The organism is Microbacterium sp. Y356 (assembly GCF_059445355.1).
Genome location: NZ_JCAIUE010000001.1, coordinates 2,161,200 through 2,182,711, shown reverse-complemented (window position 1 = coordinate 2,182,711; position 21,512 = coordinate 2,161,200). Strand labels below are relative to the sequence as shown.

At 64.8% G+C, this 21,512-nt stretch carries 19 protein-coding genes; 6 read left to right on the top strand and 13 right to left on the bottom strand.

Going from position 1 to position 21,512, the window contains the following annotated elements; genetic code table 11:
• The first annotated feature begins 85 nt into the window (after nucleotides 1–85).
• From AC1C2Q_RS10530 to AC1C2Q_RS10510, 5 genes are all read left to right on the top strand, one after another.
• The gene (locus AC1C2Q_RS10530; protein ID WP_495450042.1) at nucleotides 86–1,060 is read left to right on the top strand and encodes an ABC transporter substrate-binding protein; all 975 of its coding nucleotides are present in this window, start codon (nucleotides 86–88) and stop codon (nucleotides 1,058–1,060) included.
• On the top strand, nucleotides 1,057–1,884 hold the full coding sequence (locus AC1C2Q_RS10525) for an ABC transporter permease (protein WP_495431040.1): 828 nt from the start codon (nucleotides 1,057–1,059) through the stop codon (nucleotides 1,882–1,884). The genes AC1C2Q_RS10530 and AC1C2Q_RS10525 overlap by 4 nt, the downstream gene beginning before the upstream one ends.
• Nucleotides 1,881–2,654 carry an ABC transporter permease gene (locus AC1C2Q_RS10520; RefSeq protein WP_495431039.1) on the top strand — a complete coding sequence of 258 codons (774 nt, stop codon included), beginning with the start codon at nucleotides 1,881–1,883 and terminating at the stop codon, nucleotides 2,652–2,654. Before AC1C2Q_RS10525 ends, AC1C2Q_RS10520 begins: the two co-directional genes overlap by 4 nt.
• Nucleotides 2,644–3,477, top strand: a complete 834-nt coding sequence (locus AC1C2Q_RS10515; RefSeq protein ID WP_495431038.1) for an ABC transporter ATP-binding protein — start codon at nucleotides 2,644–2,646, stop codon at nucleotides 3,475–3,477. The genes AC1C2Q_RS10520 and AC1C2Q_RS10515 overlap by 11 nt, the downstream gene beginning before the upstream one ends.
• Before the next feature lie 100 nt (nucleotides 3,478–3,577).
• Nucleotides 3,578–4,768, top strand: coding sequence for an MFS transporter (locus AC1C2Q_RS10510; protein WP_495450041.1), 1,191 nt, complete (start codon nucleotides 3,578–3,580; stop codon nucleotides 4,766–4,768).
• A gap of 136 nt (nucleotides 4,769–4,904) precedes the next feature.
• Here AC1C2Q_RS10510 and AC1C2Q_RS10505 read toward each other — a convergent pair whose 3' ends face one another.
• The 12 genes from AC1C2Q_RS10505 to AC1C2Q_RS10450 all read right to left on the bottom strand — a co-directional run bounded on the left by AC1C2Q_RS10505 (nucleotide 4,905) and on the right by AC1C2Q_RS10450 (nucleotide 19,510).
• The gene (locus AC1C2Q_RS10505) at nucleotides 4,905–5,723 is read right to left on the bottom strand and encodes an IclR family transcriptional regulator domain-containing protein (protein WP_495450040.1); all 819 of its coding nucleotides are present in this window, start codon (nucleotides 5,721–5,723) and stop codon (nucleotides 4,905–4,907) included.
• Nucleotides 5,724–5,732: 9 nt separating this feature from the next.
• Complete coding sequence (locus tag AC1C2Q_RS10500) at nucleotides 5,733–6,902, bottom strand: thiolase family protein (protein WP_495450039.1); 1,170 nt, start codon at nucleotides 6,900–6,902, stop codon at nucleotides 5,733–5,735.
• Nucleotides 6,903–7,111: 209 nt separating this feature from the next.
• Entirely contained in the window at nucleotides 7,112–10,531 is a 3,420-nt protein-coding gene (locus AC1C2Q_RS10495) for an InlB B-repeat-containing protein (protein ID WP_495450038.1), read from the bottom strand.
• A 163-nt stretch (nucleotides 10,532–10,694) separates the two neighbouring features.
• Nucleotides 10,695–11,429: a GntR family transcriptional regulator gene (locus AC1C2Q_RS10490; RefSeq protein ID WP_495450037.1), complete on the bottom strand. Its 735-nt coding sequence runs from the start codon at nucleotides 11,427–11,429 to the stop codon at nucleotides 10,695–10,697.
• Nucleotides 11,410–12,780 carry a HupE/UreJ family protein gene (locus AC1C2Q_RS10485; RefSeq protein ID WP_495450036.1) on the bottom strand — a complete coding sequence of 457 codons (1,371 nt, stop codon included), beginning with the start codon at nucleotides 12,778–12,780 and terminating at the stop codon, nucleotides 11,410–11,412. Before AC1C2Q_RS10485 ends, AC1C2Q_RS10490 begins: the two co-directional genes overlap by 20 nt.
• Nucleotides 12,781–12,861: 81 nt before the next feature.
• On the bottom strand, nucleotides 12,862–13,566 hold the full coding sequence (locus AC1C2Q_RS10480) for a substrate-binding domain-containing protein (protein ID WP_495450035.1): 705 nt from the start codon (nucleotides 13,564–13,566) through the stop codon (nucleotides 12,862–12,864).
• On the bottom strand, nucleotides 13,563–14,534 hold the full coding sequence (locus AC1C2Q_RS10475; RefSeq protein ID WP_495450570.1) for an aldo/keto reductase: 972 nt from the start codon (nucleotides 14,532–14,534) through the stop codon (nucleotides 13,563–13,565). The genes AC1C2Q_RS10480 and AC1C2Q_RS10475 overlap by 4 nt, the downstream gene beginning before the upstream one ends.
• Nucleotides 14,534–15,487 (bottom strand): Gfo/Idh/MocA family oxidoreductase, encoded by a 954-nt coding sequence (locus AC1C2Q_RS10470; RefSeq protein ID WP_495431033.1) that lies wholly within the window; start codon nucleotides 15,485–15,487, stop codon nucleotides 14,534–14,536. Before AC1C2Q_RS10470 ends, AC1C2Q_RS10475 begins: the two co-directional genes overlap by 1 nt.
• A gap of 20 nt (nucleotides 15,488–15,507) precedes the next feature.
• Complete coding sequence (locus tag AC1C2Q_RS10465) at nucleotides 15,508–16,809, bottom strand: protocatechuate 4,5-dioxygenase subunit alpha/beta (protein WP_495431032.1); 1,302 nt, start codon at nucleotides 16,807–16,809, stop codon at nucleotides 15,508–15,510.
• A 1-nt stretch (nucleotide 16,810) separates the two neighbouring features.
• On the bottom strand, nucleotides 16,811–17,776 hold the full coding sequence (locus AC1C2Q_RS10460; RefSeq protein ID WP_495450034.1) for an amidohydrolase family protein: 966 nt from the start codon (nucleotides 17,774–17,776) through the stop codon (nucleotides 16,811–16,813).
• Complete coding sequence (ligK, locus tag AC1C2Q_RS10455; RefSeq protein WP_495431030.1) at nucleotides 17,776–18,468, bottom strand: 4-carboxy-4-hydroxy-2-oxoadipate aldolase/oxaloacetate decarboxylase; 693 nt, start codon at nucleotides 18,466–18,468, stop codon at nucleotides 17,776–17,778. Before ligK ends, AC1C2Q_RS10460 begins: the two co-directional genes overlap by 1 nt.
• 10 nt (nucleotides 18,469–18,478) lie before the next feature.
• Nucleotides 18,479–19,510 carry an amidohydrolase family protein gene (locus AC1C2Q_RS10450; protein WP_495450033.1) on the bottom strand — a complete coding sequence of 344 codons (1,032 nt, stop codon included), beginning with the start codon at nucleotides 19,508–19,510 and terminating at the stop codon, nucleotides 18,479–18,481.
• 147 nt (nucleotides 19,511–19,657) lie between these two features.
• On the opposite strand from AC1C2Q_RS10450, the gene AC1C2Q_RS10445 reads away from it, so the two are divergent.
• A complete protein-coding gene (locus AC1C2Q_RS10445) occupies nucleotides 19,658–20,566 on the top strand; it encodes a LysR family transcriptional regulator (RefSeq protein WP_495450032.1) in 909 nt (302 codons plus the stop codon).
• Between the two features lie 6 nt (nucleotides 20,567–20,572).
• Here the strand turns inward: AC1C2Q_RS10445 and AC1C2Q_RS10440 are convergent, their stop codons facing one another.
• Complete coding sequence (locus AC1C2Q_RS10440) at nucleotides 20,573–21,448, bottom strand: Fic family protein (RefSeq protein ID WP_495450031.1); 876 nt, start codon at nucleotides 21,446–21,448, stop codon at nucleotides 20,573–20,575.
• Between the last annotated feature and the right edge of the window lie 64 nt (nucleotides 21,449–21,512).

Genomic DNA, 21,512 nt, shown 5'->3' with positions numbered 1-21,512 from the left:
CAACGCCATTGGATCTGCGTACGTTCAGGACATCGAGTGGAACAGCATCCACTCGAATACAACACCTTTGACACGACGGAGTGACATGAAAAAGGCAGGCTTTTTCGCCCTTGCGGCGATCACCGCTCTGGTTTTGACCGGATGCACCGACTCGGATGCCCCCGCAAGCGGCGGCTCCGGCGATTCAGGCGACGGCGGCTCCGCTGATCTGATCCCAGTCAAGGTCGGCGTCATCCCGATCGCCGACACCGCTGCGATCTACCTCGGAGACGATCAGGGCTTCTTCGAAGAGGAAGGCCTCGACCTCACGATCGAGACCGCAACCGGCGGCGCCGCCATCGTGCCAGCCGTTGTCTCTGGCGATTACCAGTTCGGCTTCAGCAACACACTGTCGCTCATGGTCGCCGCAGACCAGGGCCTGGACCTCAAGATGGTCAGTTCCGCGGTCGCCACCACCGGCGACACCACGAAGGACATGGGCGCGGTGATCACCAAGGCCGACTCGGGCATCTCCTCGCCCGCCGACCTCGCTGGCAAGACCGTCTCGAGCAACAGCGTCGGCAACATCAATGACACCGCGGTTCGCTCTGTGGTTGACGAGGCCGGCGCAGATTCATCGACGATCAGCTTTGTCGAGGTGCCTTTCCCCGACGCGATCGCCGCAGTCGAAAACGACCAGGTTGACGCCGCGTTCGTCGTCGAGCCCTTCGTGACCAGCGCCATCAATGCGGGTCTGAACGTGGTCACCTACGCCTACGCCGACTTCGACCCGAAGCTCGACATCGCCGCGTACTTCGCGCTCAACGACGTCGACCCCGACTTGCTGGAGAAGTTCCAGACCGCGATGACGAAGTCGCTGGAATTCGCTGATGCCAACCCGGACGCCGTGCGCGAGATCATGGCCACGTACACGAAGACCGACCCGGCCGTCCTCGCTGAGATCACCTTGCCGAAGTTCCCCACCGAGATGGATCGCGCGTCGATCGAGAAGCTCGCTGCGGCAGCTCAGGAATACGGCGTTCTGTCGGCTGAGCCGGACTTCGACAACCTGCTGCCGTGACAGCAGTCATCAACACCCTGAGTGAGGTGCGGCGGCTGCGTCGCCGCACCTCCTCCGGGAGTGGCGCGCTGCTGGGCATCGTCGGAGTGGTCGGCTTCTTGGGCCTCTGGGAAGCGGTCTCTCGGCTGGGCCTGGTCGACTCCCGATTCGTGCCACCGGCCAGCGAGGTGCTCATCCGCTTCGGCGAGTACGTCGTCGACATGGCCTTCTGGCGCGACGTCGGCTCCACCATGCTCAGCTGGTCGCTGGGCCTGCTCATCTCCGTAGTCGCTGCGACCGTCATCGGATTCCTCATCGGATCAAGCCGGTTCCTCGAGCGGCTGACGCACTCGACGATCGAGTTCCTCCGCCCCGTTCCGTCGGTGGCGTTGATCCCGCTCGCGGTGCTGCTGTTTGGCACGAAGATCCAAGCCGGCCTGCTGCTCATCGTCTACGCGGCGTTCTGGCAGGTCCTGCTGCAGGTCATCTACGGCGCGAAGGATGTTGACCCGGTTGCGGATGCCACCGCGCGAAGCTACGGCCTCAGCCGATTCCAGCGCATCCGCCATGTCACGTGGCCCACGGCACTGCCGTACCTCATGACCGGCATCCGCCTGGCCGCCGCGGTCGCCCTGATCCTCGCGATCACCGCCGAGCTCATCATCGGAACGCCGGGGCTGGGTAAGCAGATCGCAGAGACTCGCGAAGGCGGAGACATCACTGGCATGTACGCCCTGATCCTCGCGACGGGTCTCATCGGTGTCGCGATCAACCTCGTCGTTCGCTTCGTCGAACGACGCGTGCTCGCGTGGCACACCTCAGTGCGGACGGAGGCACTCGGATGAAGTTCTTCAAGTCTGTCTTCTTCCTGCTCGCGCTACCGATCGTCTTGGTGCTGCTGTGGTGGATCTCCACGATCATCAACCCCAGCTTCTTCGTGCCGACGCCGGGCGAACTGATCACGACGTTCTTCGAGACCTGGTTCGGCGACCGCTTCACCAAGGACGTGCTGCCGAGCATCGGTCGCCTGTTCATTGGCATCGCCGGCTCGATCATCATCGGTGTCGGTCTCGGCCTGCTGATCGGATCGTTCAAGCCGCTGCGGCAGCTGCTTGAGCCGCTATTGGAGTTCTTCCGTGCGATCCCGCCGCCTGTGCTGCTGCCATTGCTGATGATCATCATCGGCGTCAACTGGCGGATGCAGGTGTTCGTGATCATCTTCGGATCGCTCTGGCCCGTGCTGCTGAACACCGTCGAAGGCGTCCGCGCCACCGATGAGGTGCAGCGCGACACGGCTCACAGCTACGGACTGGGTCGCATGGCGCGCCTGCGATATCTGATCCTTCCCGCAGCGGCGCCGCAGATCTTGGCGGGAGTGCGCCAGTGCCTGTCGATCGCCCTCATCCTGATGGTGATCTCCGAGCTCTGGTACACCGCTGCCGGTCTCGGTTTCACCATCGTCCAGTTCCAGCGCAACTTCGCCATTCCGGAGATGTGGAGCGGCATCCTGCTGCTGGGCCTGATCGGTCTCGGTCTTGCGGTGCTGTTCCGTTACACCGAGCGCTACATCCTCCGCTGGTACCACGGATTGAGAGAAGTCCAACGTGAGTCCTGAAAACACCACCACACCCGTCCTGCTCGTCGAGGGCCTGCGCAAGGTCTACCCGGCACCGACGCCGGGCGGCGAGAGCGTCGAAGCGATCCGCGATCTGACGTTCAGCATCCCTCAGGGGCAGCTGGTCTGCATTGTCGGCCCGTCCGGCGCGGGAAAGACGACGCTGCTGAAATGCATCGCCGGTCTTCTGCCTCCGACTGCGGGTCGACTCGAGATCGAGGGCAAGACCATCACCGGCCCGCCGAAGACCATGGCGGTTGTGTTCCAGGAGTACGGGCGCAGCCTGTACCCGTGGATGAGCGTGCAGGCCAACGTCGAACTGCCGCTGAAGAGCGCCGGTATCGCGAAGGCCGAGCGTCAGCAGCGCACGAGCGAGGCACTCGATGCGGTCGGTCTTTCAGATGCCGCGGACAAGTACCCGTGGCAGCTGTCCGGCGGCATGCAGCAACGCGTCGCGATCGCGCGCGCTGTGGCATACCGCCCGCAGATCCTGCTGATGGACGAACCATTCGCGGCTGTCGACGCGCAGACCCGCGCCGATCTTGAGGATCTTGTCCGCAAGATCTGGAAGGAGCTCGGCGTCACCGTGCTGTTCGTCACGCACGACATCGACGAGTCGGTCTACCTCGGCCAGCGCGTGATCGTGCTGTCGAACCGTCCGACCGTCGTGCAGGACGACGTGACGATCGATCTGCCCGACGAGCGCGATCAGCTGACGACACGCTCCGATCCACGATTCGTCGAACTACGCCGCCACATCTACGGTGAGATCCAGCGGGCCAAAACGAACTCCGGCGGCACCGAGCAGCCCAAGTCCGCCTGAGCTCCGCCCCACCCCTACCGTTCCCGTCGCAGTTCGTGCGCCCATCCGGGCTTTTTAACCACACGAATTGCGACGGGAACCGTGCGTGAAAGGCCCTGAGATGAATAAGTCCGCGCGCAGGTCGATCGCTGCCGCGATCGTCGCACTGTGCCTTGTCGCCGTGATGATGCGGCCGGCGATCTCGGCTGTTGGTCCGTTGATCGACCGGATGTCTGCGGACACCGGCATCCCGCTCGCACTTCTGGGCGCGCTGTCGACGATCGTGCTGATCACGTGGGCAGTGGTATCGCCGTTTGCGCATGGCTTCGGCCGGCGTCTGGGGTTGGGTCGCGCAGTGCTCGCCGCCCTCGGGCTGCTCGCAGTGGGTACGATCGTCCGCTCGATCCCAGGATCGACGGTCTGGCTGTGGGTGGGCACTGGCTTGATCGGCGTCGCGCTGGCGATCGCAAACGTGCTGATGCCGGCGGTGATCAAGCGGGACTTCCCGCTACGCGTGCCACTGATGATGGGCGTGTACTCGGCTCTCCTGGGCGGAGCGGGCGCCGTGGCATCCGGTCTGGCCGTTCCGCTGGCGGAGCTCAGCGGCAACGATATCGGGGCCGGATGGCGGATGGCGCTGCTCATCACCGGCGGCGCGGTGCTGCCCTTCGCTCTGATCGCCTGGTGGCTGGTGAGCCGACGGGAGGTGCGTACGCCCTCGCTCGGGCGCGCACCGCGCATCGGAATCTGGCGCGATCCGGTTGCGTGGCAAGTCGCCGGCTACATGGGTGTGCAGTCGACAAGCTTCTACGTGCTGGTCACCTGGCTTGCTTCGGTGTCGATCTCTACCGGCCGCAGCGCCGCAATCGCGGGCATCGACGTCATGTTCTATCAGGTGTTCTCGCTGGTGGGCGCGCTCACAGTGGCGCTCGTCATGCGCGGACGCGGCGCGCGGATCGCACCGGCTCTGCTCCCGCTTCTGGGCATCGCCGGGATTGCGGGTCTCATGATCTGGCCAGGAGCGATCGGAATCTGGGTCGTCCCGCTCGGCTTGTTCTCCGGCGCATCGCTCGGGGTCTCACTGACGCTGATGGCGCAGCGCGCACGCGACCACAGCACCTCATCCGCGCTGTCAGGCATGTCGCAGTCAGTCGGCTACGCCATCGCCGCGATCGGCCCAGTTCTCTTCGGCGCCGTGCACGCTGCAACCGGCAGCTGGATCGTGCCGCTGACCATTCTCCTGGTGACGATGGTGGCGCAGGGCGTGATCGGGGTATTCGCGGCGCGGGACCGGTTCGTGCTGGGCCGCTGAGCCGCCGCGACGGCGAGTTACCTCCTCCTTGACGCTCGTCCTGCTCGTTGCGGGAAGGAATTCCCGGCTTCACCGCCGCCGGTGGAAGCCAGGAAAAGCTTCCCCCATCGACGAGGATGCCGGGCTGAGTTCAAATTCAGGCCCGCGCTGCGCGAAGCTCTTCCTCGATACGCCCGGCGGCGCGCTGCAGTTCCGGCAGCAACTCGGCCCGCACGTCGTCTGCGCGCCCGCGCGCGGTGCTTGTTGAGACGTTCAACGCTGCTGTCACCCCCGAGCGTCCACGCAGCGGCACGGCGATCGAGCGCAGTCCCACTTCCAGCTCGCCGTCGACCATGGCCCAACCCTGACCGCGCACACCATCGAGCACCTCGGTGAGTTCTGCCGGATCAACGCGCGTGAGTGCCGTGTACGCGACGAGCTCGTCCTGGCTCAGCACGGCGTCGACATCGGATGCCGGAAGCGCCGCCAGCAGCACCCGCCCCATGCTCGTCGCGAAGGCCGGCAGGCGCGTGCCGATCGTGATTCGAACGCTCATGATGCGGCGCGCCGCAGCGCGCGCGACATAAACGATGTCTGCTCCATCCAGCACTGCCATCGAGACCGATTCGCCAATCTCGTGCGAGAGAGCATCAAGGTGCGGCTGGACGATCTCAGGCAGCGACAGCGACGAGAGGTAGCCGTAGCCGAGTTCGAGCACCCGCGGCGTCAAAAGGAATCGGGCATCCGTTGTCGCTCGCACATAGCCGAGCTGCTCTAGCGTGCGCAGGAATCGTCGGGCAGCGGCCCGCGGAATATCCGCGCGGCGGGCAACCTCCGCTAGCGACAATCCGGCCGGTTCGCCGTCGAACGTGCGAATGACCGCCAGCCCACGCGCGAGCGACTGCACGAAGTCAGTCGAAGACGCGGAGTCGGTGCCGGACGGCGCTTCGGCAGGTGCAGCATCCGATTCAGTCACATCGAAACCCTAGCGTTCCAGCACGACGGCGAGCCCCTGCCCGACTCCGATGCAGATCGCGACGACGGCAACCCCGCCACCACGACGGCGCAGCTCGTGTGCAGCGTGGCCGATGATGCGCCCGCCTGATGCACCGAGCGGATGGCCGATCGCGAGAGCACCACCATGCACATTCAATCGAGCGGGATCCAGGTCAGGCCACCCGCGCAGGCACGCGATCGACTGCGATGCGAATGCCTCGTTCAACTCCACGAAGTCGACGTCAGCCCAGCTGCGTCCGGCGCGGGCGAGCGCCTTGTTCGCGGCCTCGATCGGCGCGATCGGGAAGTCATCCGGGTCGACGCCGTGCGCGGCGCGACCGGTAATGCGCGCCAGCGGCTCCCCCGGCAGGACTCCCTCAGCACCAAGCAGCACCGCGGACGCGCCGTCATTGATCGACGAGGAGTTCCCCGCAGTCACCGTGCCGTCTGCCGCGAAAAGCGGACGCAATCCGGCCAGCTTCTCGATCGTTGAACCGTCGCGGATGCCCTCGTCACGCGCGAGTTCGGCCCCAGGCACCTGCACGATCTCGCCGTCATAGAGGCCGTCGGCCCATGCTTTCGCGGCGAGTTCGTGCGATCGCACCGCGAACTCGTCCTGCTCCTCACGGCTGACACCGGCGACGCGGGCGGCCTTCTCCGCGGCCTCTCCGTTGGAGATGGTCCAGTGCGTCGGCAGCGCTCTGTTCGTCATCCGCCAGCCGATCGCGGTGTTCCACATGGTCTGGTTTCCGGTCGTGGGGAACGGCTTTGCGGACTTCTCCACGACGTACGGCGCCCGGCTCATCGACTCGACCCCGCCGGCGAGGATGATCTCGGCATCCCCCGATTCGATGGCCCGCGCACCCTGGATGACGGCCTCGACGCTGGATGCACACAGGCGGTTCACCGTCACGCCGGTCACCGAGGTGGGAAGCCCCGCGAGTAGTGCACCCATCCGCGCGAGGTTGCGGTTGTCCTCGCCCGCCTGATTCGCATCGCCAAAGATGACGTCCGCGATTCGCGCCGGATCCACCCCAGTGCGCTCAACAGCGGCACGCATCACGACGGCGGCAAGATCATCGGGACGGATGCTGGCGAGCGCACCGCCCGCGCGCCCGAACGGGGTGCGCACGGCATCGTAGATGTAGGTGGCAGTCATGAAGCTCCAGGTCGGTGTTCGCTATGCGAACTGCCGTTCGTTGTGCGCCAATCGTAGCGCGTGCCGAGATGAACGGCACCTAGCGAGACGACAAAACCACGCCGAGACAACGGCCTATGCGCGTCGTCTCGGCGTGGTTTTGTTGTTTCGGCCCGCCGAGGTCGAGGGGCCAGCGGTCCTGTTGACCTCTGGCCCCTACCGGCCCTGGATCAGCGGTGGTGATCCTTCTTCTTCTTCTTCACTTTGTCGGTCTTCTCCGAGGTGACGGTCACTGGCGCGAAGCCATCCGACGCACCGGTGACCACGACCTGAATCCGCTTGTTCTGGTCGCGATTGGTGAGCTCGTACGTCGCCTCGTCGGCGCCACGGATCGCCTTTCCTTCACGCAGCCACTGGTACGACACCTGCTCGGGCTGGGGAGCCCAGGCGCTGAGATCTGCAATGAGGGTCTTGCCAACCTTCACTGATCCGGTGATTGCGACGCCGGTCGAAGCGAACTCCGCTGGCGCATTGCCGAGAATGGCGTCGATCTGCACGTTGTCGATCGCCCACCACCAATTGTTCCCGGCGGTGTAGTGGAACTTCACTGTGGCCGACGTCGCGCCTGCAGGCACCGCCACAACCTCATCGCGGTGGCTGTTGATGTCAACCTTCTCGGGTGAACCGTCACCCCAGGCCGCGAGAGTGACGCGATCGCCGTTGTCGAATTCGAGGAAGGCTTCAGCTGACTGACCGGCCTCGTGCCGGTAGCTGTTGTCCCACTGGATACGCACCTCGGTGGCACCCTCGGTAAGCGTCAACACCGGCGCGTTCAGCGTGGTGTCCATCACTCCCGCGCCTGCCGCATCGTTCCACTCGTCACCGTCCGCGACCGCGATCACGCCGGTTCCCTTGGTGAAGCTGTCGCGTTCCTGAAGCTCACCCAGCCAGAAGTCCGGAGTCGCGAACGTCCAACCGCGCAGATCCTGCATGCCGCCTGCGCCCATGGCGTCCGCGTTGGTCACCGACCAGCCGTCCGGCCCCTCGTGGGTCCACCCCACGACATCCGGGTTGTGCTGGACACCCGGCTTCAACGTGCTGGTAAGCGAGTCGAATGACTCGGCAACCAGCCCGCTGGCGAGGTTCTGCCACTGCGCGTACAGCGTCACTGTCGAACGCGCCTCCGCAAGCGCGCGCACGTCGAAATCGGCGCCGAAGCGCTCGCCTGTGCCATCGGGCTCAGTACCCCAGCCGATGAAACGGTGGTGTGCCCACTCGAAGCCGTTCGAAGCCAGCGTCCCCAGGCCTTCTACCGGCAGCTGGCTTGGCGCCGTCTCACCGCCGGTCGCACCGTTGCCGTCGTAGACGATCCCGTAGTGGTCAGGCAGACCGAACACGCCGGTCACCGTGACGTCGCGCTCCGGCATCACAAACGTGCTGCCGGCATCCACCTGGATCGACCCGACGGGCACATCCAGACCATCGACTCCGAGCTCCCAGGCCCAGAGTTCGTTGCCCTCGGCCGGCTCGCCACTGAGCGTCACCGTCGTACCGCCGATGGCGGCAGCCGGGTCAGCGGAGACGACCCCGCTGCCGCGCACCATCGTTGTGACGGCGTGGGCGTCGACGGAACCCGAGGAGCCTGTGAAGACCGCCTCGATCGAGACGTGGCCGCTCGGCATCGTGAAGGCGCCTTCGATGATCTCGACGTCTCCCTCGACGACATCCCAGCCCAGGAACATCTCGCCTCCTGCGGGCGTTGCCGTGAGCGTCACTTTTTCGCCCGGCATCGCGTCTGCGAGATCCGCGGACGCGGTGCCCGCACCCGCCACATTGATCCCGACGTCGTAACCCTTCGTACTGAACGTCGTCGAGATGTAGTCGCCCTCCTTGCCCCAGGTATTGATCGGCGAGATGCGCACCTCGTACTCGTGCCCCGGCACCATATTCCACACGATGTGGTTGAGCGTCTCCGGCATCGGCATGAAGTAGAAGCCCGACCACTGGGTGAACGTGTTCACGACCTGCTTGGTCGCCGTGTCGATCAGCTGGTAGCGGTACTTGTGGACGATGTCGCCCACCTCGTTCGGCGCGACGGCCGCCTGGTTGAACGTCACCATCGCCTCGGTCGGCTCGATCTCGGAGACCTCGACCGCCGAGCCCTCGGGCCACGTCGGCGCCTCGGTCTTGTCAGCGCGAGCATCCCCGAGCGGGAAGCGCTCCTCAAACGGCAGGGCATCATCGATGCTTTCTGCGACGTCCCACGTCCAGACCTGGTCCTCCCACGCATTCGCGCGCAGGTCGTAGGTCTTGATCGTGACCACCGAGCCTTCAACCTCGACGATCGCGGTCTCGCGGTTGTCTCCACCGTTATCGGGTGTGCTGTCGTTGGTGACCTTGCTGTACGGGTCGGTGTTGGCGACGCCGCGCTCGAACTCGTAATACGCGAGCGGCGGTGCGTTCACAGTCGTGAATCCGCCAGCACCCTCGGCACCCTGCCAGATGGATGTCGAGATGTGGTTTGGCGTGTGGATGTGACCGCCCCACACCACAGCCTGCGGATAGGACTCGAACAGCGAGTCGAAGTCATCCCCGCATCCGGTCGCCAGCCCTGATCCGTACCATTCATTCGAGACATAGTGCGTGCATCGCAGTGGCGCGTGCACGAGCACGAATACCGGCAGTTCAGGGTCGGCAGCGACAGCAGCGGCCAGACGTGTCTCCAACCAGTCCGCCGCGTAGGCGTAGTCATTGCTGCTCCCGTTCGAGGGGAACATCGTGTCCTCGTTCAGCGATCCGGAACCGGGACTGACCGTGATGAAGTGGTAGCCGTTCATGACGTAGTCGGCGTTCGGCGCCTGGCCAAGAGTGGACTGGAACAGGTTGTAGCCGGAGAGGTTCGAGCCGACATCGTGATTGCCGAGCGAAGCGATGACGGGCAGGTCACCCTGGCTGCGATCGAGCGTGTCACGCAAGCCCTGGTATTCCGCCGCGGTCGCGTTGTTGGTGAGGTCGCCGACGAAAAGCGATGCATCGACGTCTTGTTCACGCCAGAAATCGAAAGCCATGTCGAGCTCTGACCAGCTGTTGTGAATGTCACCGATGGAGGCGAACGAGATCGAGCCCGGGGTGTCGCTGGGGAGTTCGATCGTGGTGTCGGCCGCCTGAGCCGCAAGCGGCGCGGGTGAGTCGACCGTGAACTCGTACGTCTCCTGCGCCAGGTTGTCGGCCGAATCCATCGCGGCGTACGTCACGACATAAGTGCCAGCCACCTCTGGCGTCAGCGGAAACCCGCCGTCCGTGTTCTCGTACAGGCGCACGTCAACACTGTCGGGACCTGTCGTGGTCACGACGAGCGAGATGTCCTCACCCGAGTCGTCCGTAACTGCCGCCGCCGGAAGCACGAGTTCTTCGTTCAGCTTCACGGAGTCGGGAATCTCAACGGCTGCCAGCGTCGGCGCCGTCGTGTCGGGCGCCGGCTGAGCGGGTGCGCTGACTTCGGTGGTGGGTGTCGGGGTGGGTACCTGGGGATTCGCAGCGGACTGCGCGGGCAGCGCGGTCAGGGATCCGATCAGCGCGGATGCCGCGGTGACCGCCAGCACACGGCCGGCCCAGGTGCTCGCCCGGGAGGAAGAGGAGTGTGGTGACACGATGGTCTCCAAAAGTCGGTGGATTGGGGCGATCCCAGGCCACCACCGCCGAGTTGCCATTACGTGAACATCGGCTGACGCCTCATCCTCCGGAGCGCGGATTCACCCGTATCGCCCAGCCCACTGTGCACAATGGGCGCATCCGCCGTGCGTAAGGGGCGCGTTAGTGTTCGCCGACTGTCATTTCGAATGCGAACTCGCCCGGCAGATACCGGTCCTCTCCGAACTCCACCACGCGACCATCTCGGGCGAACGTCGAGCGTTCGATGGCGAGCAGCGGACTCGACCGCCGCACACTGAGCATCTTCGCATCATGACTCGACGCGGGCACTGCCGAGATCCGATGCGTCCCGCGCACGGCCTGGATACCTGCGGCTTCGAGCGCGAGCGTCGTTGAGGCAACGTCATTCGGCATCGCCTGGATGACGGGCATCACCCAGGGCGCCCAGGTCGAGCGCTCGATCATCACGACACGCCCGTCGAGCAGCCGCAGCCGCGTGAAACGCAACAACTGCTCCCCGAGCGCCACACGCAGCAGTCGCGCCTCGCGCACCGTGGCATGCACGTGTTCCCTATCGATGATCCGGCCACCGGGGCGAATGCCGCGGCTCTCGGCCCACTGCGAGAACGAACGCAACCGGTCAAAGCCCTGCACCTGGTCGACCAGGCTCACGAACCAACCGGCGTTGCGGTGCGATTCGATCAACCCGCGTCGCGCCACGGCGGCCAGCGCCGTGCGGATCATCGCACGCGATGTCTTGTACTCGTCGGCGAGCGCATGCTCGCTCGGCAGTCGTGCACCGGTGACGAACTCGCCATCGAGGATGCGCCGCCGGAGGTCATCGCCGATCTCACGCGCCGACGACCTCGCGAGCACGTCATCCGACTGCGAAGACACGTTCGATGAACCAGTACAGTCCCACGATCGCCACCGCGGCGGACACTGCGATCCCCACCCAGAGTCCGACCGAAGGAATTCGCCTGCGCAGCAGCACCAACAGCGGGAAAAGAACGACGATGATGGCGATCTGCACGACCTCGATGCCGACATTGAACACCAGCAGTGCACCCAGCAGTCCCCACGACAGCGGCTCGTCGATCCCGAGTGCACCGGCGAATCCAACGCCGTGGATGAGACCGAACGCAAACACCACCCCCACCCGCAGCCAGTCCGCGCGGGTCATCTGCAGAGCCCGTTTCCGCGCGGGCGCGCCGGTCTCGATGACCGCCGCCCGTTCGAGCACCGCGATAGCGCTCGTGCCGCCGCCGTCATCCGGGGTGGAGCGGGACCCTGCCACTGATGACCCGCCCCGCGTTGTGGTCTCGGCATCCGTGCTCCTGCGGCGCCATACTCCCCACAGGTACCAGATCGCGACCACCGCGATCGACAGGGCGATGATCGGCTCGACGATGAACGCCGGCACGCTGACAATGCCGAGAGCGGCGAGGATAAAGGTCACCGAGTGAGCGACCGTGAAAGCCGTCGCGGCGAGCAGGATGTCACGCAGCCGACGCGATCCGACGATGAGCGCCAGCAGGAACAAGATGTGGTCGAGTCCAAACAGAAGGTGCTCGCCGCCAAGCACAAAGAACTCCCACATGCGAGAACCCCAGTCTTGGTTCGTCGTCATCGTCGGGTTCGTGTCGGTGTCGAGATTTGCGACGCCCGATCCAGAGCGCAGGTCATAATTGACGACCGTGGTGGTCTTTCCCCCTGGCTCGGTTCCAGGGAACAGCTCAGTAGAGATGCGATAGACCGGTGATTGCGCGCCCACGAGAGCTCGACAGTCGGATTCCACCACGATTCGCGCGTGCGGCACATTCTCGATCAGGACGATCTCATACGGCGCAGCGAGGAGGTTCGTGCATGCATCGGCAGGCGACTCACCATGCCCGACCTCGGGTGCAACGAACCACCGCGAAAGCACGTAGTCGCTGACCGTGTCTGTGTACTGCTCGAGGATACGGGGGGTGAGCTTGCTCGGGTCCTGACCGGATGCCTGCACATCTGCGTACGCATCGCGCTCGAAGGCCGCGTCACCCATGGCTTTGGCGCCATCAACGGCCAGCAGCACGTACTCCAAGTCAAGCACCGTACGTACAAGCCCTGGCTCAGGTTCGGTCACCTCCACGAACACGGTCGCCGCATAGTTGTGCGCCATGGCCGGCGCCGCCGGAATCAGCACGGCCAGCGCGACAAGAACGGCGACGAGCAGACGGCGGAGCGTTGTGGTGCCGGTTTCTCGCATGCTCGGCAGAATACGAAGGGCGGATGAACCCACAGCACACGGACGATGACGAGAAGATGAAGCGACCGTGCAACGGATCTATCAGAGTGCCGGAATCCCGAAGGCATGCTGCGCCTTGATCGGCGCTGCGGCATCGGATGCGAGGAACGCCAGAACTGCCGCCGCACGGGCCTTGTCGTCCGACGCAGTCGCCACCGCTCCCGCAAACACGGTGTCGATCGCACAATCACCCGGCATCACGCCAAGGATGCGCACACCGGGCTGACCGACGAGCTCGCTGAGTTGCTGGAAGCCAAGGTCCACCTCGCCGTCGGCCAATGACTTGGCCACGGGGATGCCCGGACGAGCCTGAACGAGTCGCTCGCCCAGTTCCTCCGCCAGCCCCCACTCCTCGATCATCTTCACGAGCGCCGTGCCACTGGGGCCGGTCGAATACCCAATCCGCTTCGCGGCGCGCAGCGCTTCGCGCACGCCGGAGGCATCCGCGAAAGCTGCACCCTCGGGGCGCACCGCAGGTTCGGAGGTGCCGGATGCCACAGCCACAGCCACCTGCGACAGCACGAGAGGCGCGATGGACGCAGCATCCACATGCCCGTCCGCGGCAAGCCGATCCAGAGCGTCGGATGCGAGGAACACCAGATCGAACGACTCACCCGCGGCCACACGCTTTGCTGCATCTACTCCGCCGACCGATTCGATCTCCACCTCAGGTAGCCCGGCCGATACCGCGGCAGCGGCGAGCTCGGAGAGCACGTGGCGAGTCGCCATCGAGGAGATGGCCCTCATGCGGACTCGTCGAAGTTCTCGGTATCGACGTCGGCGGCCGGCCCCGGAGCGTAGCGGGGGCCGGAGACGGTCGCAGTGTCGATCAGCTCGCCGGCACGCGTCAGCAGTGCGGCGTCCACCGTGAGCGAAACAGCCGCGAGGTCCTCGCGCAAATGATCGATCCTCGTGGTCCCAGGAATCGGCACGACGTGGTCGCCGCGAGAGAGCAGCCACACAAGCGCCAGCTGTGCCGGCGTGCATCCAGCCTCTGCGGCGAGCGCACGCCAGGCAGGCAGCAGTGCGGCATTCGCCGGCCAGTTCTCCGGCTGAAAGCGCGGCATCGCCCGGCGGATGTCCTTCTCGACGAGCTCGGCGGGATCGCCGACGCTGTCGCTGAGGAACCCGCGCGCCACCGGCGAAAACGCCACCAGCGCGACTCCAGAGGAACGGGTCGCCTCAAGCATCTCGAGTTCCGGGTTGCGGCTCCACAGTGAGTACTCGTTCTGCACGGCCGCAATCGGCGCGACCTTCTGCGCTTCGCGCAGTCGGTCGACCGACACCTCGGACAGTCCGATCGCACCGATCTTCCCCGCCTCGACGAGCGAAGCGAGCGCACCAACACTCTCACCTATCGGCACAGACTTGTCCCACCGGTGCAGGTAGTAAAGGTCGATGTGCTCGACGCCCAGCCTTGCGAGCGAGGCATCCACCTGCGCGCGCAGCGTCTCTGGCCGCCCATCGATGGCCCGCACTCCGTCAACAAGAGCCATGCCGCCCTTGCTGGCCAGCACGACCTCGTCCCGCCGCCCACGCAGAGCGCGACCGACGAGCTCCTCATTGCGCCCACCACCGTAAAGCGTTGCGGTGTCGAGATGTGTCACGCCACTGTCGAGTGCTGTGCGCAGCACGGCGAGGCCCTCTTCCGCGGACGGTGGGATGCCGTAGGCATGGCTCAACGACATGCAGCCCAATCCCATGCGGGGAAGCATCACGCGAGTTGCTCCTCCAGCTGACCGAGCACGCGGTAGCAATCGATGACCTGGCGAAGCGAGGAGTTCGGCTCCCGCCCCTCGCGGATCGCGCTGATGAACTCGCGGTCCTGCAGCTCGATGCCGTTCATGCTGACGGCGACCTTCGACACATCAATCGGCTCCTCGCGACCGTTGAACAGGTCGTCATAGCGGGCGATGTACGTATCGGTGTCACCGATGTAGCGGAAGAACGTGCCGAACGGTCCGTCGTTGTTGAACGAAAGCGACAGCGTGCAGATCGCACCCGATTCGCTCTTCAGCTGGATCGACATGTCCATCGCGATACCGAGCTCCGGGTTGATCGGCCCCTGAATCGCGTTCGCCTGCACGATCTTGCCCGCCTGGTAGGCGAACAGGTCGACCGTGTGTGCGGCGTGATGCCACAGCAGGTGGTCGGTCCAGGAGCGCGCCTCGCCCTTGGCGTTGGTGTTCGTGCGCCGGAAGAAGTACGTCTGCACGTCCATCTGCTGCACGTTGAACTCACCCGCGATGATCCTGTCGTGCACGAGCTGGTGCGAGGGGTTGAACCGACGTGTGTGCCCAACCATGGCGATCCGATCGGATGCCTCAGCCACCGCAAGTGTCGCCTCGGCATCCGCAAGCGAATCGGCGAGAGGAATCTCCACCTGCACGTGCTTGCCCGCAGCGAGCACCGCCTGTGTCTGCGAGGCGTGCATGCCGGTCGGCGTCGCGAGGATGACCGCATCGACGTCGTCGCGCTCGAGCACAGCATCAAGGCCGACGACGGCGGTCTGTACGCCGTACTGGTCGGCGACGGCCTGCGTCTTCTCCTGCCGGGTGCCACTGACGACCGTTACCTCGGCGTCGTCGATGTTCGCCAGTCCGTCGAGGTGCTTCATGCCGAAGGCGCCGGTGGCGCCGACGACGGCAACGCGGATCTTGTCGCTCATGGGTGTCTCCTCAGGGTGCGTCAGGCGGACGGGTTGGTCAGCACCATGTGTCCGACCGCGGTGTTCGACGCGGGCACATGGTAGAACCGGTGGTTCAGCTCAGGAGCATCGCCACCGAACTGATCATCCATCGCACCGCGTGCGATGAGCCAGTCGACGAGCTCGATGCCTTCGGACCCAGCCTCGTCAACGTACTCCATGTGGTGCCACTCGGTGAGCCCCAGCGGGTCGGCGATGAGGTGGTCGAGGAACGCGTTGTCCCACTCCTCGTTGATGAGACCGGCGCGCGGACCCTGGAGCTGGTGGCTCATGCCACCGGTGCCCCAGATCTGCACGTTGAGCTCTTCGCCGTCCCACTTGTCGAGGGCACGGCGAAGCGCACGCCCGAGCTCGTAGCAACGACGGCCAGACGGCACCGGATACTGCACGACGTTGACGGCAAGCGGGATGACCTTGACCGGCCACTCCTCGACGTCGCCGAACACGAGCGAGAGCGGCACGGTGAGGCCGTGATCTACGACCATCTCGTTGACGAGAGTGAGGTCGAAGTCATCCTGGATCACCGACTGCGCGATGTGCGCCGCCAGCTCGGGGTAGCCCTTGACACCGGGCACCGGGCGGGGACCGTAGCCCTCGTCGGCGACAGGATACTCAGCCCCAGTGCCGAGCACGAAGGTGGGGATGATCGAGGCGTCAAACGCGGTGGCGTGGTCGTTGTAGACCAGGATGACGACGTCAGGCCGGCTCTCCTTGACCCACTTGCGCGTCCACTGGTAGCCGTCGAAGACCTTCTTCCAGTACGGCTCCTCTGTCTTGCCGAGGTCCATCGCGGCACCGATCGCCGGCACGTGCGAGGTGAACAGCGCCGAGGTGTACTTTGCCGGAGCGTTCGGGCGGAAGGTGTCGGCTTTCTCGCCGGGCTCAGGAGGGGTCCAACCGTCGAGATCCTTGAGGCGGTTACCCTCGGGGCGGCGCCCACCGCCGATCATCATGTCGCGGTAGGCGGCTTCCGACATGCCGGTCATGGAACCGGCCATCTGCTGGAAGCTCATCCCGTGCGTGGCGCCGATCTTGGCCAGGAAGTAGATGTTGCCGCCCTCGTCGATCATGGTGTTCATGTCCATGTCGAGCACGGCCTGGCGCTGCCGCGCGTTGAGCGGCCATTCGTCGAGGTACGCTGCCTGGTCGGCGAGGAAACGCTGTCGGTTCTCTGGCTTCATCAGCGACATCGCGAACTGGTTCAGATGAAAACCCTTACGCGCCTGCTCGGCGTCGTAGATGGTCGTGCCTGGAATGTCCTTGTACGGCTTGTCGAGTGCCATGTCATGCTCCTTCGGTGTTCAGAGATTCCGGCCAGTAGAGGCGGCGCGGGTTGTCCACCAGCAGCTTGCGCTGCAGCTCGGGCGTCGTCGCGATCTGGGGGATGTAGTCGACCAACAGTCCGTCATCCGGCATGTGGTCTTTGAGGTTGGGGTGGGGCCAGTCGGTGCCCCACAGCACGCGGTCGGGGAACTCTTCGACCACGCGACGGGCGAACGGCACGACGTCGGTATACGCGTGCTGCTCGCCACCTGTGAGCTCTTCAGGCAGCGCGCGCGGACCAGTGACGCTCAAGCGCTCGGGGCACGAGACCTTGGTCCATACATTGGGGTTCTCTCGCATGAACCGCAGGAACAGCTCGAACTCAGGGCCGTTCGGGTCTTTGGTGACGTCGGGCCGACCCATGTGATCGACGACGAGATCGGCTTGGATGCCTGAGAAGAAGTCGTACAACTCGGGAAGATCCTCGGCCTCGAAGTAAATGACGACGTGCCATCCGAGAGGGGTGATCTTCGAGACGATCTCCTCAAGCGAGTCGGTGGGGACCCGATCGACGAGACGCTTGACAAAGTTGAAACGCACACCGCGGACGCCAGCCTCATGCAACTCGGCGAGCTGCTCATCGGTCACGTCGCGGCGCACAGTCGCGACACCGCGTGCGCGGCCTTCGCTGCGCTGCAGCGCGTCCACGAGGGCAGTGTTGTCAGCGCCATGGCAGGTGGCCTGCACGATGACGTTGCGATCGAAACCGAGGTGATCACGCAGAGCGAACAGCTGCTCTGCCGAGGCATCACACGGGGTGTATTTGCGCTCGGGTGCGTAGGGGAACTGCTCGCCGGGTCCGAAGACGTGGCAGTGCGCGTCGACGGCACCCTCGGGCAGAGTGAACTTCGGCGTGCTGGGACCGTCGTACCAGTCCAGCCAGCCCGGTGACTTCTCAAAGCCGCCTGTGGTGTCGCCGTGCGTCATCAGTCCTCCACGTATTCCAGGCCGGCCGCGGCCAGGGGCTCACGCATGCCGTAGATGTCGAGCCCGAGGACTCCCTCGCGGAACTTCTGGCGCTTGGCTTCTTCGTTGTCCTCGCGCTTCTGGCTGGCATCCGCCACTGCCCCAACCAGTTCGCGCGGCACGACGACAACGCCATCGACATCGGCGACGACCACGTCACCGGGATTGACGAGCGCGTTCGCTGCCACAACGGGCACATTCACCGAGCCGAGAGTGGCCTTGACGGTGCCCTTGGAGTTGATGGCACGCGAGAACACCGGGAAGCCCATCTTCTCGAGGTCGGCGACGTCGCGTACGCCGCCGTCGATGACGAGGCCCTTGCATCCGCGCGCGGTGAGGGAGGTGGCGAGCAGGTCGCCGAAGAAGCCGTCTTCGCTCTCGGTGGTGCAGCCGGCGACGATGACATCACCCTCCTGCACTTGCTCGGCGGCGACGTGGAACATCCAGTTGTCACCTGGCTGCAGCAGCACCGTAACGGCGGGTCCGCACAGCTTCGCGCCGTTCCAGACGGGGCGGATGTAGGGACGCATCAGACCGACGCGACCCATCGCTTCATGGATCGTGGCGACGCCGAACTGCGAGAGGCGAGCCACGTCTTCGGGATCGGGACGCTCAATGTTCGTACGGACGAGGCCGAGGTTGTTCAGGCGCATGGTTTTCCTTTCACAGCCCGCGGGCGGTCAGCGCGCGGTCGAGGCGCGGGTAGACACGACGGGCGTTGCCCTCGAACACGTGCGCGCGCTGGGAGTCGGACAGATTCGGAGTGGCATCGACGTACTTCTTGGTGTCATCGAAGTAGTTGCCGGTGCGAGGGTCGATGTCGCGGACGGCGCCAATCATCTCGCTGGCGAACAGGATGTTTTCGGTGGGGACGACATCGGTCAGCAGGTCGATTCCGGGCTGGTGGTACACGCAGGTGTCGAAGTAGACGTTGCCCAGCAGGTGCTCTTCCAACTCAGGCTTGCCCAGTGCCATCGCGAGACCGCGGAAGCGCCCCCAGTGATAGGGAACTGCACCGCCACCGTGCGGGATAACGAGCTTGAGGTCGGGGAAGTCCTTGAACAGATCGCCCTTGAGTAGCTGCATGAACGCGGTGGTATCGGCGCCGAGGTAGTGGTCGCCAGTGGTGTGGAACACATCTGGGCGGCACGTGGTGCTGACGTGCACCATCGCCGGGATCTCGTACTCGACGAGCTTCTCGTAGATCGGGTACCAGGAGCGGTCGGTGAGCGCCGGGGCGCTCCACTTCCCGCCAGAGGGATCGGGGTTGAGGTTGACGGTGACCGCGCCGAGCTCTTCGACGGCGCGGGTCAGCTCGTCGATCGTGGTCGCGGGGTCCGCGCCGGGCGACTGCGGGAGCATCGCGCCCATCAGGAAGCGGTCGGGGTACAGGGAGCTCACTCGGGCGACGAGGTCGTTGCAGATGCGTGCCCAGGTCTTGCTGACCTCGAGGTCGCCGATGTGGTGGGCCATGAACGAGGCGCGGGGGCTGAAGACCGTCACGTCGCTGCCGCGCTCATTCATGAGCTTGAGCTGATTGGCCTCGATGGTCTCGCGGATATCGTCGTCACTGATCCGCAGTGCAGAAGAGTCAGGCGCCCCACCCTTGCCCTCGGTAAAGGCGATCTGCAGATCACGCCAGGCCCCCAGCTGCGCGGGGGCGGTGGTGTAATGGCCGTGAATGTCGATGATCAACGCGTGTCGTCCTTGTCACTCGAGAGGGTGCATGCGGAAGCCGCTAATGCTGAAAGCTGCGCGGGTGCTGCTACCCACGACTTTAGGCCGCCCTGGACATATGATCCAATAGATTTAATCCGCGCCACCCATAGATGGGATCGATAGATGTCACTCGTTGATCTGAACCAACTTCGGACCTTCGTCGTGCTCTACGAACTGCGGAGCGTCACGGCGACGGCCGACAGTCTTCACGTCACGCAGCCGACCGTCAGCTACACCCTGAAACGGCTCCGCGAGCGTTTCGATGACGACCTGTTCCGCCGCGAGGGGCATGACATGGTGCCTACTGCGCGAGCAACGCAGCTTTTCGCTCCGCTGCATGAAGCGCTGGCGCAGATCGATTCGACCGTGAGTGATCCGGATGCCTTCGAACCGTCGAATTTCAGCGGAGTGCTCACACTCGGGCTGACCTCAATCGGCGAACAGACCTTCCTCCCGCCGATCATGGTCGCTCTGGCACGCGAGGCATCCAGACCGCACCTGCAGGTGGAGAGGTTGGATGCCGATCAGGTCGAGGACGGGCTGATCCGAGGGAGCATCGACCTCGCGATGACCGTGTCGCTGCTCGGTACGCCCCGCCTGTGGCGCACGCGCGTGCGCAGCGTCGAGTATGTGGCGCTTTCGTCCGGCGCGCATCCGTTGCCTGCACCGATACCGCAGATGTTCACCGGACGTCACTTCATTCGGGTCTCCGCCCGTGGCGGGCATGTTTTCCCGCTCCAGGCGCTGACCGAGCATGGCCTGATGTCACAGGTGGCGTTGACCGTGGAGGAGTACGCCACCGTGCCCGCGGTACTGGAAGCCACCGACCTGGTGGTGCTCCTGCCCCGGCACGTCGCAGAAGTCTTCAGCGGATGGTTCCCCGGCCTGCAAATCGCGGAGCTGCCGTGGCCAGGACACAGCACGCCGGTGTCCCTGTACACGCGGCGTGAGGCGAGCCTGTCACCGGCCCAGAAATGGTTCCGCTCCGTGGTGCGCGATGCCGTGACGACCGATGAGTACCGGCAGGAATGACTAGCGTCAGCGATATTCCTCGGCGATCATCCAACGATCGCGTATGCGGAATGCCGGGATCGTCTGCCGCTTCGCTTTGTTCGTCGCCGATGCGCCGCTGATGCCGACAGCGCGAACCCAATCGGCGAGCGGGATGACGCGGCGACTGGTGATGAGAGCGATGCGCTTGTGCAGTGATTCGAGCATCAAGAGCGCCAGCAGACGAGTCATGCCGTCATGAGAGTTCGTCTTCGCATACTCCGCAAGCACCGGATAGTAGTCGACATGCCGATTACGCGCCCGCACGATCACCGGGGGCAACCCGATGTCTTGCAGTTGCTTATTGATCAGCACGCGTCCTATCCGACCGTTGCCGTCGACAAAGGGATGGAGGATCTCGAACTCGCAGTGGAACCACGCAATGCGTTCTAGTTGCGGTATCGATTCGTCGACCTGAAATCGGGCGACAGCTTCCCCGACCAGATCGGGCACGAACGCAGGGTTGGCGCCCAAGTGCCCACCCACCCGCACCCACTCCTCCGCGCGGCGGAATCTCCCTGCCACGTCGTCGCGGATGCCCGCCAAGAGCATCCCGTGCCAGCGCAGGATCAGGTCGCTGGAGAACGATTCGGTGCCGTTCAGCAGATCCGCGGTGACGTCCGCGAGGTTCTTCGCCTCGTACACCTCGCGAAGATCGCTACGGGTTGCGGGCATGAGCCCGGCGAGAATCCGCTCGGTATCGTCGAGCGTGAGCGTGGAGTTCTCGATGGCATTCGACTGCTGCACCGATTCGGCCAGCTCGGCTAGCGCAATCTGCTCCAGCGCCTCGGGATTCTCCGCAGCAATCTGCCGATACTCATCGACGACAGCATCGATCCGCTCCCACGTCACGCGATTAATCATGCGAGAACACCTCCTCAGCCATGCTCAACTTATCGTGAATTGAGGAGTGAAATCATCTCAATTC

What these genes read in the sequence shown, in the direction of transcription:
- AC1C2Q_RS10530 (WP_495450042.1), top strand. Translation starts at nt 86, where the DNA reads ATGAAAAAGGCAGGCTTTTTCGCCCTTGCGGCGATCACCGCTCTGGTT.
- AC1C2Q_RS10520 (WP_495431039.1), top strand. Translation starts at nt 1,881, where the DNA reads ATGAAGTTCTTCAAGTCTGTCTTCTTCCTGCTCGCGCTACCGATCGTC.
- AC1C2Q_RS10510 (WP_495450041.1), top strand. Translation starts at nt 3,578, where the DNA reads ATGAATAAGTCCGCGCGCAGGTCGATCGCTGCCGCGATCGTCGCACTG.
- AC1C2Q_RS10500 (WP_495450039.1), bottom strand. Translation starts at nt 6,902, where the DNA reads ATGACTGCCACCTACATCTACGATGCCGTGCGCACCCCGTTCGGGCGC.
- AC1C2Q_RS10485 (WP_495450036.1), bottom strand. Translation starts at nt 12,780, where the DNA reads ATGCGAGAAACCGGCACCACAACGCTCCGCCGTCTGCTCGTCGCCGTT.
- AC1C2Q_RS10480 (WP_495450035.1), bottom strand. Translation starts at nt 13,566, where the DNA reads ATGAGGGCCATCTCCTCGATGGCGACTCGCCACGTGCTCTCCGAGCTC.
- AC1C2Q_RS10475 (WP_495450570.1), bottom strand. Translation starts at nt 14,534, where the DNA reads ATGCTTCCCCGCATGGGATTGGGCTGCATGTCGTTGAGCCATGCCTAC.
- AC1C2Q_RS10470 (WP_495431033.1), bottom strand. Translation starts at nt 15,487, where the DNA reads ATGAGCGACAAGATCCGCGTTGCCGTCGTCGGCGCCACCGGCGCCTTC.
- AC1C2Q_RS10465 (WP_495431032.1), bottom strand. Translation starts at nt 16,809, where the DNA reads ATGGCACTCGACAAGCCGTACAAGGACATTCCAGGCACGACCATCTAC.
- AC1C2Q_RS10460 (WP_495450034.1), bottom strand. Translation starts at nt 17,776, where the DNA reads ATGACGCACGGCGACACCACAGGCGGCTTTGAGAAGTCACCGGGCTGG.
- ligK (WP_495431030.1), bottom strand. Translation starts at nt 18,468, where the DNA reads ATGCGCCTGAACAACCTCGGCCTCGTCCGTACGAACATTGAGCGTCCC.
- AC1C2Q_RS10445 (WP_495450032.1), top strand. Translation starts at nt 19,658, where the DNA reads ATGTCACTCGTTGATCTGAACCAACTTCGGACCTTCGTCGTGCTCTAC.
- AC1C2Q_RS10440 (WP_495450031.1), bottom strand. Translation starts at nt 21,448, where the DNA reads ATGATTAATCGCGTGACGTGGGAGCGGATCGATGCTGTCGTCGATGAG.